Source organism: Mesorhizobium sp. J428 (genome assembly GCF_024699925.1).
Lineage (GTDB): Bacteria > Pseudomonadota > Alphaproteobacteria > Rhizobiales > Rhizobiaceae > Mesorhizobium_A.
Genome location: NZ_JAJOMX010000001.1, coordinates 5,165,693 through 5,178,511 on the forward strand (window position 1 = coordinate 5,165,693; position 12,819 = coordinate 5,178,511).

Consider the following 12,819-nt stretch of genomic DNA (forward strand, 5'->3'; position numbering starts at 1 on the left):
GGCATCATCCTCAATCCGGTTGCGTCAAACGATACGATACAGTATCGTATCGTTTCTATCACGTCGAACAGGAAAATATCATGAAATTCGCGTCCACACGCATTATCGCAGCAGACATCAAGGCCATGGTCTCATTTTACGAACTCGTCACGGGCGCGCGAGCGCAATGGCTCGCACCCGTATTCGCGGAGATTGTCACGCCTGGCGCAACCCTCGCGATCGGGAGCGCGGAGACGGTCGCCCTGTGGAAGGAAGGCAGCGCGGAACCAGGCGCCAATCGCAGCGCAACTATTGAACTCCAGGTGGAGGACATCGATGCGGAATTTGAACGTCTTAAGGACAAGGTCACGCTGGTGCACGACATGAAGACAATGCCATGGGGCAACAAGACCTTTCAGTTTAGAGATCCGGAAGGCACGGCAGTGTCGCTCTACATGCCCGAAACAGAGGCGGCGAAGGCGCGCTTCTCATCGCGTTGATGAATACGTGGCTCCCTCACCACGGCGTCGGGTGATTGTCGATCCGCATCTGGAAGATGAAATAGGTCGGCGAGCAGAAGCCCTTGCCCTTGACCTTCGCGATGCCCGGCGTGTCTGGCGGGAAGGCTTGGCACATATAGTCCTCGCGGCAGAACATGTCGGCCGAGCAGGTCGGCCGGTTGCCGCGCACGACGGCGGCGCCGAGGCAGGACTCGAAATCGTTGGTCGCCACGCACAGATCGAAGGCCTTGCCGCCGGCCAGCCCGCAGATCTCGCGCGGCTCGGGCTTTCCGGGTCGGAAGTCGGCAAAGGTCCGGTCGCGGTCGGTGCAGGCGCGGTAGGCGATGCCGGCCGGCACGCCGATCTTCGGCGGGCGGCAATTGTAGGTCTCGCGGTTGATCGCCGCCGCCTTCGCCGTAAACGGCGCGGAGACCGTCATCCGGTCGTTGAAAGGTTGCGTGGCGTTGGTCGCGATCTCGCCGGTCACGCAAGGATGGCCGGAGAACATGTTCGGCGAGTCCGGCGGCAACAGGCACTGGCCAAGCTTCGCTGGCACGCCTGAGGCGCTTGCGAGCGCCGTGCAGGCCAGCCCCGCCTCGCAGTCCCAGCCGGACGCAAACCCGTCCGCCTCCTCGGGCAGCAGGCATGACATGCCGGCCTTGGCCGGCCGGTAGGCGACCGTATCCGCGAGCCATTCCGCAGGCGGCGCGGACGAAAGCTGGCGAAAGCGGTCGGGCGTGTTCCCGGCCGCCACTGCTGCGAGCCATGCTTCGCGGCGCGGCAGTTCCGCTGCGACATGCGGCGAGAGGCCGACCTCGATCCGGTTGAGCGGCGAGGAATCGGCATCGTCCTTGCCGATGAAGTGGAAGCCCGCCGTCGAGCCCGCCTGGTGACAGCCCTGGCAGGAGCCGTTTTCCAGCCGTGCGAGCAGCGCCTGCGGCGTCTTGAGCAGACGCATCCCGTCGAACGCAACATCCGCGAAATCGGCCGGATCGAACAGCGGTTCGAACGGCCGGTTGGCGAGCCGCACGCTGCCGAAGGTCGAGTAGGACACCACCTTCCGCGCCAGGAATTTCTCCGGGATCTCGTAGACGCCGAGATCGACCGCCGCGACATTGTCGCGAACATAGGCGGCAAGCTCGGCCCTCAAAGCGGCATCGGAGGACAGCAGCGCCGCGTCGGGCGTGTTCTCCAGCGGCCTCTCCGTCACGGTGTCGCCGTCGAGGCCGAAGATGCGCATCAGATAAGCCGCCTGCCCGCCGAACTCGGTCTCCTGGCCGGAGGGAAAGCGCACCACCTGCGCGTTGAGCTCAATCTGCTTCAGGCGCAGCCCTGCCTTGTCCAGCGCCCCGCCGGCGAGCCAGCCGGCATCGAGCGCCTCGTCAAGCCCCGGCGTCCAGCGCGCCGCAGCCGCCTCGCACCCGCCGTCCTCATCCGGCAGCACGGAGTAGACGGCGTTGAAGTTGAACGGCATGCGCGAGGCCATCGTCCGCTTCTTCGCCGTGAACCTGTAGGCGAGCCGGTAGATCAGCCGCACCTCGCCGCAGCCCGCCTCGCCGCGCAGATCGGCGAAGTCACGGCGGTCCATCCGGTTGACCAGCCCGACGAGCCGGAAACGCGCCGCGTCCGTCGCAAGCCAGCGCATGTCCATGACCCGGCCGACATTGCCGTCCGTCACCTCGAACAGCACCCGCCCACCGGCCTTCATCTCCGCACGAAGCTCAGCCACGTCCTGCGAGATGATTGAGACGATCGACCGGTATGCCGGCGACGACGCCTGCAGTGCCGAAAGTCCGGTGCCCGCCTCCGCACCGAACACATCCTCGAAGGCGTAGCCCTTGCTCTCCAACTCGGTAAGCAGCGCGCGGTCGTCGACATAGAGGATCGGCGAAGCGCCGGCTGGCAATACCAGGAACAGCGCGACGACGAAAAAGACGAAGCGGATCATCGGGCAGTTACCCCGGCGAACAGCTCCTTCAAAACCCCTGGCACCATCCCGGGCAGATCCTCCGCGATCAGCCCCGGCCCGAAACGGCTTCCGGCCTCGGCATGGATCCAGACCGCCGCGCATGCCGCCTCGAAGGCGTTCATCTGCTGCGCGGCGAGCCCCGCGACAATCCCCGCCAGCACGTCGCCGGAGCCCGCGGTCGCGAGCCATGGCGAGCCGTTCGAATTGATCACGGCGTGCCCGTCGGGATCTGCGACCACCGTGTCCGGCCCCTTGAGCACCACCACCGCATGCGCGCGGACGGCAGCCTTGCGCACCTTCTCGACCTTGGACAGCGTACCGTCGCGCGCGATGTCAGAAAACAGCCGCGCGAACTCGCCCTCGTGCGGCGTGAGCACGAGGCTAGCCTTCGACGCACCGGCGGAGATGAACAGCGAGGCCGGCGCGTCCTTGAAAGCGGAGAACGCGTCGGCGTCGAGAACCAGGGTGAACGGCGCGGTCGCAGTGTCGAGCAGTGCCAGCGCCGTTTCCCTCAGCCTGTCGAAATCGCCGAAGCCCGGCCCGAGCACTGCCGCGCGGACCTTCCGCTCGCCGACGAACTCCGCAACATCGGAGACGCTCTCGACCCTCCGCACCATGACCGAAGTGAGATGCGCGGCGTTCACCTGCAGCGCCGACGGCGGCGACAGGACCGTCACCGCCCCTGCCCCCGCCCGCGCGGCGGCGAGCGCCGAGAGCCGCGCCGCCCCGGTCGCCGTCGGTGGACCCGAAAACGCGGCGACATGGCCGCGCGCATATTTGTGCGTGTCCGTCGACGGCGTGGGCACTGCCGCGGCCCACAGAGCGGGCAGGTTTTCGTTCAGCGCGCGCGGGCCGATGACGCGCTCGGGAATGCCGATGTCGGCAACGACGAGCTCGCCGCAGAGCGTCCGACCGGGTTCGAGCAGATGTCCCGGCTTCTTGCGCGCGAAGGTGATTGTGAGATCCGCCTTCGGGCACGGCCCGTCAGCACGGCCGGTGAGCCCCGAAAGACCGGAAGGAAGGTCGACCGCCACCACGGGCACGCCTGCCTCCCCGATCGCGCGGAACACCGGTTCGAAGGCCCGGCCGAGCGGCCGCGCGAGGCCCGCGCCATAGAGCGCATCGACCACGACGCTGCCCGAATCGGGACGGTAGTCGCCGAAGGGTTTCGCCTCGACCGGACAGTTCGCCGCCGCCTTCGCCGCGTCGCTTCCGGCCCGTGGCATCCCCTGCGCCCACAGCCCGACCACGCACCCCGCTTCCGCCAGGAGCCGCGCCACGACATAGCCGTCGCCGCCATTGTTGCCGGGGCCGGCGAGCACGTCGAAGCGTGCTGCCCCCGCATAGCGCCGCATAAGCTCGGCCGCGATCGCAGCGCCCGCGTTGCGCATCAGCCCGTAGCCGTCGAACGGGCCCGCTTCGATCGCGGCCCGGTCGACCGCGCCCATTTCGTCCGGCGTCAGGATTTCATGCGGCATGGCGGCGCGGAGCATCCCCTTGTGTCCGGCAGGCTACCGTATCGGCCCGCAAACCGGAATCGGTTTCGGAAAGCATGATGCGGCAAAATAATCCTGGAGCGTCCGATAGGCCCCATGGCGCTCTAGCGTGCTTGCGCCGGTTCTGGCAAAGCGGCAATGTGCTTATGTTTTAGGCGTCCTGCATCGTGTTTGACCAACCTGGAGTGAGATGGTCGTGAATCACCCCGGGTGGGAAGCACGGGAGGTGCGACGCCGCCAATCCAAACTGCGGCGCCTGCCCGTGCGGGCGTCGTTTTTGCGCAGTTGCATAGAGCGGGCCGGGACTGGCATGCTTCGTGCTTAACGTCGTCCGGGACGGGCCGATTGCCCGTTTTCCCCATGCGGAGGCTATGTCCAGATGAAGAAGATCGAAGCGATCATAAAGCCGTTCAAGCTCGATGAGGTGAAAGAGGCGCTGCAGGAAGTCGGCCTGCAGGGCATCACCGTCACCGAGGCGAAGGGTTTCGGTCGCCAGAAGGGTCACACCGAACTCTACCGCGGCGCCGAATACGTGGTGGATTTCCTGCCGAAAGTGAAGGTTGAGATCGTTCTCGGCGACGATGCGGTCGAAGCGGCCATTGACGCCATCCGAAAGGCGGCGCAAACGGGTCGCATCGGCGATGGAAAGATCTTCGTGTCGAACATCGAGGAAGTCATCCGCATCCGCACGGGCGAAACCGGCCTCGACGCCGTCTGATCGACACAACGTCGACGTAAATAACAGCCGTCATCCACACTAGGGAAAACGACCTATGACGACAGCCAAAGACATCATGAAGCAGATCAAGGACAACGACGTGAAATTCGTCGACCTCCGCTTCACCGATCCCAAGGGCAAGATGCAGCACGTGACGATGGACGTCGTCGAGGTGGACGAGGACATGTTCGCCGACGGCGTCATGTTCGACGGCTCCTCCATCGCCGGCTGGAAGGCCATCAACGAGTCCGACATGGTGCTCATGCCCGACACGGACACGGTCCACATGGACCCGTTCTTTGCGCAGTCGACCATGGTCGTCATGTGCGACATCCTCGACCCGATCTCCGGCGAGGCCTACAACCGCGATCCGCGCGGCACGGCCAAGAAGGCCGAGGCCTACATGAAGTCGGAAGGCATCGGCGACACGATTTATGTCGGTCCGGAAGCCGAGTTCTTCGTCTTCGACGACGTCAAGTACAAGGCCGACCCCTACAACACCGGCTTCAAGCTGGACTCGACCGAACTGCCGTCGAACGACGACACCGACTACGAGACCGGCAACCTCGGCCATCGCCCGCGCATCAAGGGCGGCTACTTCCCCGTCCCGCCGATCGATTCGCTTCAGGACATGCGTTCCGAGATGCTCACCGTCATGTCCGAGATGGGCGTGCGCACCGAGAAGCACCACCACGAGGTGGCCGCCGCCCAGCATGAGCTTGGCCTGAAGTTCGACACGCTGGTCCGCAACGCCGACAAGATGCAGATCTACAAGTATGTCGTGCACCAGGTGGCCAACGCCTATGGCAAGACGGCCACCTTCATGCCGAAGCCGGTCTTCGGCGACAACGGCTCGGGCATGCACGTCCACATGTCGATCTGGAAGGGCGGCAAGCCGACCTTCGCCGGCAACGAATATGCCGGCCTGTCGGAGAACTGCCTCTTCTTCATCGGCGGCGTCATCAAGCACGCCAAGGCGGTCAACGCCTTCACCAACCCGCTCACCAACTCCTACAAGCGGCTGGTCCCGGGCTATGAGGCGCCGGTTCTGCTCGCCTATTCGGCGCGCAACCGCTCGGCGTCGTGCCGCATCCCCTTCGGCTCGTCGCCGAAGTCGAAGCGCGTCGAGGTCCGCTTCCCCGATCCGGGCGCGAACGCCTATCTCGGCTTCTCGGCGCTGCTGATGGCCGGCCTCGACGGTATCAAGAACAAGATCCATCCCGGCCAGCCGATGGACAAGGATCTCTACGACCTGCCGCCGAAGGAGCTGAAGAAGATCCCGACCGTCTGCGGCTCGTTGCGCGAAGCGCTCCAGTCGCTCGACAAGGACCGCGGCTTCCTCAAGGCCGGCGGCGTCTTCGACGACGACCAGATCGACGCCTATATCGAACTCAAGATGGCGGAGGTCATGCGCTTCGAAATGACCCCGCACCCGGTCGAATTCGACATGTATTACTCGGTCTGACAACGGCTCAGCTTGGCCTGCAAGCCCTTGGCATCAAGAAAGACTTGACCAGCCAAGGGTTTGCAGACTGAGACATTGCCCCGAAGTCATACTCTTGAAAACATAAGCAGTACAGAGTAAACAACTCCTGCGACGGAGTCAGGAACTCCTGTTTCGCTGAAAACGTCGCGATCTCTAGAATTGCAGGTTAGCTAGGCAACTTTCTTGAAGTCCGCGCTCATTAGACGCGCGACGAAGGGGTTCGTCATGCATCTGTTACATATGTGCGTGCGCGCAGCCGCAGTTGTGTGCTGCATGGTCGCGCTTGACTCACCGTGGCACGCAAACGCCGGCGTGCTCGAGACGAACTACCTCCCCCTGTGGATGCCGATGCCGAGGTTCATACCTGGCCCGCCGCTGTGGCTGCCTCCCGTTCCTCCCAAAGGAGGCGGGGAGATTTACGATCCGTCTCCGACGGCCACGTACGAAATGTCCAACATCGGCGGCTACTCGTTCCCTGCCTGTGAACCCAATCCAAGCGGGCTGATGACGAAGACTCAATGGGGTTCCGCGGCATTCCGGCAGGCGGGGCGTATTGTCGTTCACACCTTCGGCAGCGATTTCGACACCGTGCTTGCCGCCTACCGCGGCTCCTCTTGCGGCGCGCTCACCCTTCTCGGCGTCAACGACAACCGGGTCGTTTCCGGAATCAGCACCAGTCAGAGCCTCCTGCAATTCGACGTCGCCGCCAACACGCAGTATCGCCTGCAGATCGGCGGCCGGAGCGGCGCCGAGGGCGATATCTACGCCAACATCTTCCGCCTGCCTGTCGGGGGCGGCCTTTCGGCCTTCCTGGCAAAATATGGCGGCGCGTCCTTCGAGGGGCGGGACTATGTCTGCGAGCTTGGCTACACGCATGCGTCGACCTGCCCTGCCGCGACGTTCGTCGTCCATAACAGCACGAACCGGACACTGAGCGTCACGCCCTCGGCCAGCCTGGGCGGCGCCTTTGTGATCCCCGCCGTGTTTTCGTTGGCGCCTGGTCAGGCCAAGGCTGTCACCTTCAACTATAATGCGGTGTTCAACAGGACGACGCTCCGAACCGTCGTAGGATACTTCACATTCAGCGGGCGCGTTGGAACCACGCTCATCAGTCGCGCTTACTCCCGCGGCCTGGTCAGCGTGAAGTCGCAAACGGGCTATGGTCCGAATGTGCTGCGCGCCGCCGTGGCAAACCAGGTGCGCACGGCCTATGTCAACGAGGGCGTCTACTTCGACGTGAAGGTGTCGAACATCGGAACGCAGGCCGCCACCGGCTGCCATGCACGTTCCAAGGTCTTTTCCCGCCTCAAGACTTACTGGCAGCCATTCACGCCTCCGTCCACAACGGGAACCCCGAGTGTGCCGATCGCGATCCCGGCCAGCGGCTTCAAATGGCTCCGCGTCTGGATGGCGAGCCAGACAGGCCGGGATGGTGACCCTCTCTCGCTGGGCGACGTCATCATCGACTGCGCGAACACGGCCGAGCTTGCTTTCAACGCAGCCAACCGGTTCGACCTGACGTCGTTCGGATCTTTCAGCCTTCGAAACGTCACCGTCGCCGCGGTCTCGCCGACGACTGGCGTACTCAACGTGCCGGCGACTGGCACTGCCAAGTTCCGCGTGTCGGTCAAGAACACGGGCGCGGCTGCCCAGATGCGCGTCAACGGCTTCTACGAAGGGCCCTATGACGATCCGGCGAATTCGCAGTTCACCGTAACGAGCATTTGCGCCGCAAACGCGGCCGGAGCCTGCATCGGCCCCAACAACGCAACCGCCCTCATCTACAGCGCGCCGCAGAACGTTACCAAATATTTCAACGTGTTCGTGCGGGCACCGGCCGTGAATCCGGGTTACGACGCCTCGAAGCGCCGCATATTCCTGAACGTAAAGCAGGATGCACCTGCCAACGTGGCCACGGACTATGTGCTCGTCGGTACACGCGGCATCGCCGTGAGGAAGAATTAGACGATTCGGCCACCCTTCGCAGGCGACCTGCGACTCAGATTCTCCTCCCGATGGCCGCCCCGCCTTCAAACCCTGCCGAGCAGATCGTCCGCCAGCGCTTGCATATCTGCCGCCTTGAGGAAATCCTCATGCGCCCGCAAAAGGTTCATCCGCAGATTGTTGCGGATGTAATCATAGTCGTGCCCGACGAGGCTTTGGTGGATCGGCAGCGCCTTGTGGATCAGCCGAGCCATTGGCTCGGCCATCAGCCGCACCGGCCGTGGCGCATCCGATTGCGTCGCCTGCAGCCGTTCGCGCACCAGTTCGCGTGCCTTCGTCCAGAAATCGTCGGGCTCCCCGGCTGGAAGCGGATGGCGTTCGAATGCCGCCGCAGCGACCGCCTCGATCGCATCGGGCAGCCGGCGCTGACGCAGCCCCGCGGCCGGACGGATCATTCCCTCCAGCATCTCGGCCAGCATCGCGACGGCAGGCGGGTAGCTCTGCCAGCACGACGCCGTCAACTTCTCGCGGAATTCCTCCTCGGAGAACAGCTTCTGCCAATAGACCCCTGCCCTGACGCGGCAGAACTCCACGACGCACTTCTGGGCCACGAACGCCGCCCGCGCGTCGAGGAAGTCGACAAGGCCGCCAGCTGTTGCGATTGGCGGGTCCTTGCGGAACACCGTTGAAACGAGATTGTCGATCAGGCCCATCACGTCTCCACCCGTTGCCCGGACAGCGTATCCGTATCCAATGCGCGGTGCCAGCCTCGCGGCTCCGCACCGCCCCGACCGATTCTAAAGTTGTATGAGCAACGACCTCCCACAAATGTTACCAAATCCGCAACGTCGTACGAATCCGCAGCAGATGGGATTCGCTGCGGGGTGTGCGGGGCGCGGCCTCGCAGGGGTGGAGAATGAGACGGCGGCACCCGATGCCGCGACAAGAGGAGGAGGGAATGCGAAATGGCCATGCCTGATCGCGTAAGCTACTGGAACAGGACCAGGAACCTCATGATCGTCATGATGGTCCTCTGGGTCTTCTTCGGCTACGTCGTCCACATGTTCGTGGGCGCGCTCAACAATATCGTCATCCTTGGCTTCCCGCTCGGCTACTACATGGCCGCGCAAGGGTCGCTGATCGCCTTTGTCATCATGCTCTTCGTCTTCGCTGGCCGGCAGAACGCCATCGATGAAGAGCATGGCGTCGCTGAAGAATAATCGGAGGCGACCATGGCAAACACAACCGTCTCCGGAGGTGACTTCACCTCCAATCTCGGCCGCATCTACGGCATCTACACGGGCGGCTTCATCGCCTTCATCGTGCTCATGGCGATCCTCAACGCCATCGGCGTTCCCAATGCGATCATCGGTTACCTATTCGTGGGCTTCACGATCGCCATCTACGCCGTCATCGGCATCCTGTCCCGCACCATGCAGGTCGGCGAATACTATGTCGCCGGTCGCCGCGTGCCAGCCGTCTACAACGGCATGGCGACAGGCGCAGACTGGATGTCCGGCGCCTCCTTCGTCGGTATGGCCGGCACCCTCTATGCTCTCGGCTATGACGGCCTCGCCTTCGTGCTGGGTTGGACGGGCGGCTACGTTCTGGTTGCGGTCCTGGTGGCACCGTTCCTGCGCAAGTTCGGCGCCTACACGGTTCCGGACTTCCTGTCGGCCCGTTACGGCGGCAATCTTGCCCGCTTTATCGGCGTGATCGTGCTGTTCTCCTGCTCGTTCACCTACGTCGTCGCGCAGATCTATGCGACCGGCATCATCTCGGCCCGCTTCCTTGGCCTCGATTTCAACGTCGCGGTCTATGTGGGTCTGGCCGGCATCCTGGTCTGCTCGATGCTCGGCGGCATGCGCGCCGTCACCTGGACCCAGGTTGCGCAGTATATCGTGCTCATCATCGCCTACCTGATTCCGGCGATCTGGATGTCGACGGTCAAGACCGGCGTGCCGATCCCGCAGCTGATGCAGGGCCAGGCCCTTCAGAGCATCGCCGCGCTGGAACAGGCACAGGGCATCGCGGTCGGCCATGCGACTCCGTTCGCACATGGCGGCTACAATGCCCTGAACTACTTCCTGCTCATCCTCTGCCTGATGGTCGGAACGGCCTCGTTGCCGCACGTTCTGATGCGCTATTTCACGACACCATCGGTGCGTGAGGCGCGCGTCTCGGTCGCCTGGTCGCTGCTGTTCATCTTCATCCTCTACTTCACGGCGCCGGCCTATGCCGCCTTCGCGAAGTGGACGATGCTCGATCTGGTGGCCTCCGGCCTCACGCCGGACAACATCGCGGAGAAGGCAGGCTGGATGTTCCGCTGGGCGGCAGCCGACAACGCGCTGGTGCAGATCTGCGGCAAGGCTGCAATTGACGCGGCAGCCGTCGCGGCGGCGTGCGGAGAGCAGGGCGTGACCAACATTGCCTTCTCCAACATCAACCTGAACGCCGACATGATCGTCCTGGCGACCCCGGAAATGGCAGGCATGCCCTATGTCATCTCCGGTCTCGTCGCCGCCGGTGGTCTCGCCGCCGCTCTGTCCACCGCGGACGGACTGCTGCTGGCCATCGCCAATGCGCTCAGCCACGACATCTACTACAAGATGATCGACCAGAACGCGCCGACCGCGCGCCGTCTCATCGTCTCCCGCATCCTGCTGGTGCTGGTGGCGATCGCGGCAGCCTATGTGGCGTCGACCAAGCCGGCCGACATCCTCGCGATGGTGTCCTGGGCATTTTCGCTCGCGGCGGCGGGCCTCTTCCCGGCGCTGGTGCTCGGCGTCTGGTGGAAGCGCACCAACTCCGCCGGCGCGATCGCGGGCATGATCGCGGGCTTCGGCATCTGCCTCTACTACCTGCTCGGCACCCGCTACGGCGCAGTTTCCTTCTATGAGATGTGGAGCGGGCTCTCGACGGCCTCGGCCGAGGCAGTTGCGAAGTATCAGGAGCTCAAGGCGGCCTATGCCGCGGCGGCCCCTGACGCGCAGGCGGCAGCCTGGGCGGCACTCGACAAGCATGCGCAGACGATCGCCAGCTGGTGGGGCGTCAAGAACCTGTCGGCGGCTGCCTTCGGCCTCCCGGTCGGCTTCGTCGTCATGATCGTCGTCAGCATGCTGACCAAGGCGCCGTCGCAGCAGATGCAGGATTTCATCGAGGAAATCCGCGTCCCGCGCGGCAAGACGCTGATGGAAGAAAAGACGGCCTGATTTCGGCCGTCGCGACGGAGGCGGGGTCCGGCCACGGGCCCCGCCTTCTTGTCGCAGGTTGCTCTCCCCCCCGAATGTCCGCTTCAAGTAGCCGAGCATGAGCGATTTCTGGACTTACTGGTACATCCACATTCCCAACTTCGTGCTGGCGGCGATCGCCTACACGCTGGCCGGACGTTTCCTGCTCGGCCTCTTCGTGCCGCAGGACTGGGACAACTACATTTGGCGCTTCTTTCGCCTGATCACGGATCCGGTCGTGAGAGTGGTGAGGACGATCACGCCGAGCGCCATCGCGGACCCGGCTCTGGTGCCGCTCGCCTTCCTCTGGGTCATGGCCTTGAGGTTCGTCTTCCTCGCCACCCTGATCAGTCTCGGCGTCGCGCCGGCCGCTTCATCGGGAGCATGAGATGGATCGAAACGTGCTCGTGCCGGTGATGGGGCTGTCGATCCTGAACGGCATCTTCTCGCCCTATATGCTGATCGTCTACCTGGCGAACTGGTTCTGGTGCCCCGTCCACGATCCTGCCCGCCTCGCCCCAGATCGTCGTGATGCTGAGCGCGATCATCTTCGCCACGCTGACGCTGATGGTCGCCGGAATCCCCGCCGCGTTCTACGAGCGGGTGAGAGGACCGCAGGGCGGCGCTGTCGCCGGGATCATCTGGATCGCGGCCGCCGCCGTGCTGACCCTGCCTGCCGTTCCGAACGTCCTTCGGGCGCTCGGCGTCTCAGCCTAGCGCCGCGATCAGCCGCGCGGCGGCGAGCATGTCAGCCTTACGGAAGGCACGGCGATGCTCGGCCTCCGCGTCGGTGCCCCACTGCTCGATGTTCCAGTCCTCGTCGACATGGGCGGCCATCCAGGCAGTCTCCACGTCCCAGGCGCCGGCTTCGACCGCCAGCGCCAGCAGCGCCGAGCCGGTCAGCGTCGTCATCACGTGCATCGCCGCGAGCCGGAACGGCTCGGTCCGCGCCGCGACGTGCTGGCGCACCGCCTCGATCGCGTCTTTCGGCTGCTCGACATGCATAACGCCCTCGGCGAGGAAGAACCGCGCGCCCAGTTCCTTGCGGAACCAGTCGAGCACGGGGTCCCACGCGGCCGCCTGCCGCTCGACGAGCGCCTGCGGCGCGGCAGCGCGATAGAACAGCAGGTCCGTGCCGGCATATTTGACGATCTCGTCCGCCACCGGTTGCGGTTCCTTCGCGACGCCGTCCACTGTCGAGTTGGCGATGCGCGTCACCGGCATCGTCACGGGATTGATCTCCTCGCCCTGCGCGGCGAATTCGTGGGCGACGAGCGTCGCCGCCTGCCGTGTCGGCAGGGTTAGGATCGCGCGCCCGGGCGTGCGCACCGGTCTGCCGTCGAGCAGCACAGCAAAGCCGCCGTCGCGCTCGCCGACCGTCACCTCGGCGTAAAAGCGCTTCGGCAGCGGGATCTTCGACTGGATCTGCGCCCGGCGCACCGGATCGGGATCCGAGAAATGCTTCCCCGCTTCGAGGTCTTCGAGAAGGTCGCGCAT

Annotated in this window: 12 protein-coding genes; 8 read left to right on the forward strand and 4 right to left on the reverse strand. The window is 64.5% G+C overall.

The genetic code is table 11. The annotated features are described in order from the left end of the window. Positions 1-80 precede the first annotated feature (80 nt). The gene (locus LRS09_RS26065; protein WP_257810319.1) at positions 81-479 is read left to right on the forward strand and encodes a glyoxalase/bleomycin resistance/extradiol dioxygenase family protein; all 399 of its coding nucleotides are present in this window, start codon (positions 81-83) and stop codon (positions 477-479) included. A 16-nt stretch (positions 480-495) separates the two neighbouring features. Here the strand turns inward: LRS09_RS26065 and LRS09_RS26070 are convergent, their stop codons facing one another. Further along, positions 496-2,427, reverse strand: coding sequence for a hypothetical protein (locus LRS09_RS26070; protein WP_257809959.1), 1,932 nt, complete (start codon positions 2,425-2,427; stop codon positions 496-498). Beyond that, positions 2,424-3,926: an NAD(P)H-hydrate dehydratase gene (locus LRS09_RS26075; RefSeq protein ID WP_257810320.1), complete on the reverse strand. Its 1,503-nt coding sequence runs from the start codon at positions 3,924-3,926 to the stop codon at positions 2,424-2,426. The genes LRS09_RS26070 and LRS09_RS26075 overlap by 4 nt, the downstream gene beginning before the upstream one ends. Before the next feature lie 397 nt (positions 3,927-4,323). On the opposite strand from LRS09_RS26075, the gene LRS09_RS26080 reads away from it, so the two are divergent. The 3 genes from LRS09_RS26080 (at position 4,324) to LRS09_RS26090 (ending at position 8,113) form a co-directional block, all read left to right on the forward strand. After that, entirely contained in the window at positions 4,324-4,662 is a 339-nt protein-coding gene (locus LRS09_RS26080) for a P-II family nitrogen regulator (RefSeq protein ID WP_085465636.1), read from the forward strand. Between the two features lie 55 nt (positions 4,663-4,717). Beyond that, complete coding sequence (gene glnA, locus LRS09_RS26085; RefSeq protein WP_257809960.1) at positions 4,718-6,127, forward strand: type I glutamate--ammonia ligase; 1,410 nt, start codon at positions 4,718-4,720, stop codon at positions 6,125-6,127. Positions 6,128-6,331: 204 nt separating this feature from the next. Then, on the forward strand, positions 6,332-8,113 hold the full coding sequence (locus LRS09_RS26090; protein WP_257809961.1) for a hypothetical protein: 1,782 nt from the start codon (positions 6,332-6,334) through the stop codon (positions 8,111-8,113). 65 nt (positions 8,114-8,178) lie between these two features. Here the strand turns inward: LRS09_RS26090 and LRS09_RS26095 are convergent, their stop codons facing one another. Beyond that, on the reverse strand, positions 8,179-8,805 hold the full coding sequence (locus tag LRS09_RS26095; protein ID WP_257809962.1) for a hypothetical protein: 627 nt from the start codon (positions 8,803-8,805) through the stop codon (positions 8,179-8,181). Between the two features lie 258 nt (positions 8,806-9,063). On the opposite strand from LRS09_RS26095, the gene LRS09_RS26100 reads away from it, so the two are divergent. From LRS09_RS26100 to LRS09_RS26115, 4 genes are all read left to right on the forward strand, one after another. Then, positions 9,064-9,312 (forward strand): DUF4212 domain-containing protein, encoded by a 249-nt coding sequence (locus LRS09_RS26100; protein WP_257809963.1) that lies wholly within the window; start codon positions 9,064-9,066, stop codon positions 9,310-9,312. A gap of 12 nt (positions 9,313-9,324) precedes the next feature. Beyond that, a complete protein-coding gene (locus tag LRS09_RS26105) occupies positions 9,325-11,304 on the forward strand; it encodes a sodium:solute symporter family protein (RefSeq protein ID WP_257809964.1) in 1,980 nt (659 codons plus the stop codon). Between the two features lie 97 nt (positions 11,305-11,401). Further along, positions 11,402-11,710 carry a YggT family protein gene (locus tag LRS09_RS26110; protein ID WP_257809965.1) on the forward strand — a complete coding sequence of 103 codons (309 nt, stop codon included), beginning with the start codon at positions 11,402-11,404 and terminating at the stop codon, positions 11,708-11,710. Positions 11,711-11,853: 143 nt separating this feature from the next. Next, on the forward strand, positions 11,854-12,039 hold the full coding sequence (locus tag LRS09_RS26115; protein WP_257809966.1) for a hypothetical protein: 186 nt from the start codon (positions 11,854-11,856) through the stop codon (positions 12,037-12,039). Here LRS09_RS26115 and LRS09_RS26120 read toward each other — a convergent pair. Then, complete coding sequence (locus LRS09_RS26120) at positions 12,031-12,819, reverse strand: ATP12 family chaperone protein (RefSeq protein WP_257809967.1); 789 nt, start codon at positions 12,817-12,819, stop codon at positions 12,031-12,033. The two genes, LRS09_RS26115 and LRS09_RS26120, sit on opposite strands and share 9 nt — an antisense overlap.

What these genes read in the sequence shown, in the direction of transcription:
- LRS09_RS26120 (WP_257809967.1), bottom strand. Translation starts at nt 12,819, where the DNA reads ATGCGCGACCTTCTCGAAGACCTCGAAGCGGGGAAGCATTTCTCGGAT.
- LRS09_RS26065 (WP_257810319.1), top strand. Translation starts at nt 81, where the DNA reads ATGAAATTCGCGTCCACACGCATTATCGCAGCAGACATCAAGGCCATG.
- LRS09_RS26070 (WP_257809959.1), bottom strand. Translation starts at nt 2,427, where the DNA reads ATGATCCGCTTCGTCTTTTTCGTCGTCGCGCTGTTCCTGGTATTGCCA.
- LRS09_RS26075 (WP_257810320.1), bottom strand. Translation starts at nt 3,926, where the DNA reads ATGCCGCATGAAATCCTGACGCCGGACGAAATGGGCGCGGTCGACCGG.
- LRS09_RS26095 (WP_257809962.1), bottom strand. Translation starts at nt 8,805, where the DNA reads ATGGGCCTGATCGACAATCTCGTTTCAACGGTGTTCCGCAAGGACCCG.
- LRS09_RS26100 (WP_257809963.1), top strand. Translation starts at nt 9,064, where the DNA reads ATGCCTGATCGCGTAAGCTACTGGAACAGGACCAGGAACCTCATGATC.
- LRS09_RS26115 (WP_257809966.1), top strand. Translation starts at nt 11,854, where the DNA reads ATGCTGAGCGCGATCATCTTCGCCACGCTGACGCTGATGGTCGCCGGA.
- glnA (WP_257809960.1), top strand. Translation starts at nt 4,718, where the DNA reads ATGACGACAGCCAAAGACATCATGAAGCAGATCAAGGACAACGACGTG.
- LRS09_RS26110 (WP_257809965.1), top strand. Translation starts at nt 11,402, where the DNA reads ATGAGCGATTTCTGGACTTACTGGTACATCCACATTCCCAACTTCGTG.
- LRS09_RS26105 (WP_257809964.1), top strand. Translation starts at nt 9,325, where the DNA reads ATGGCAAACACAACCGTCTCCGGAGGTGACTTCACCTCCAATCTCGGC.
- LRS09_RS26080 (WP_085465636.1), top strand. Translation starts at nt 4,324, where the DNA reads ATGAAGAAGATCGAAGCGATCATAAAGCCGTTCAAGCTCGATGAGGTG.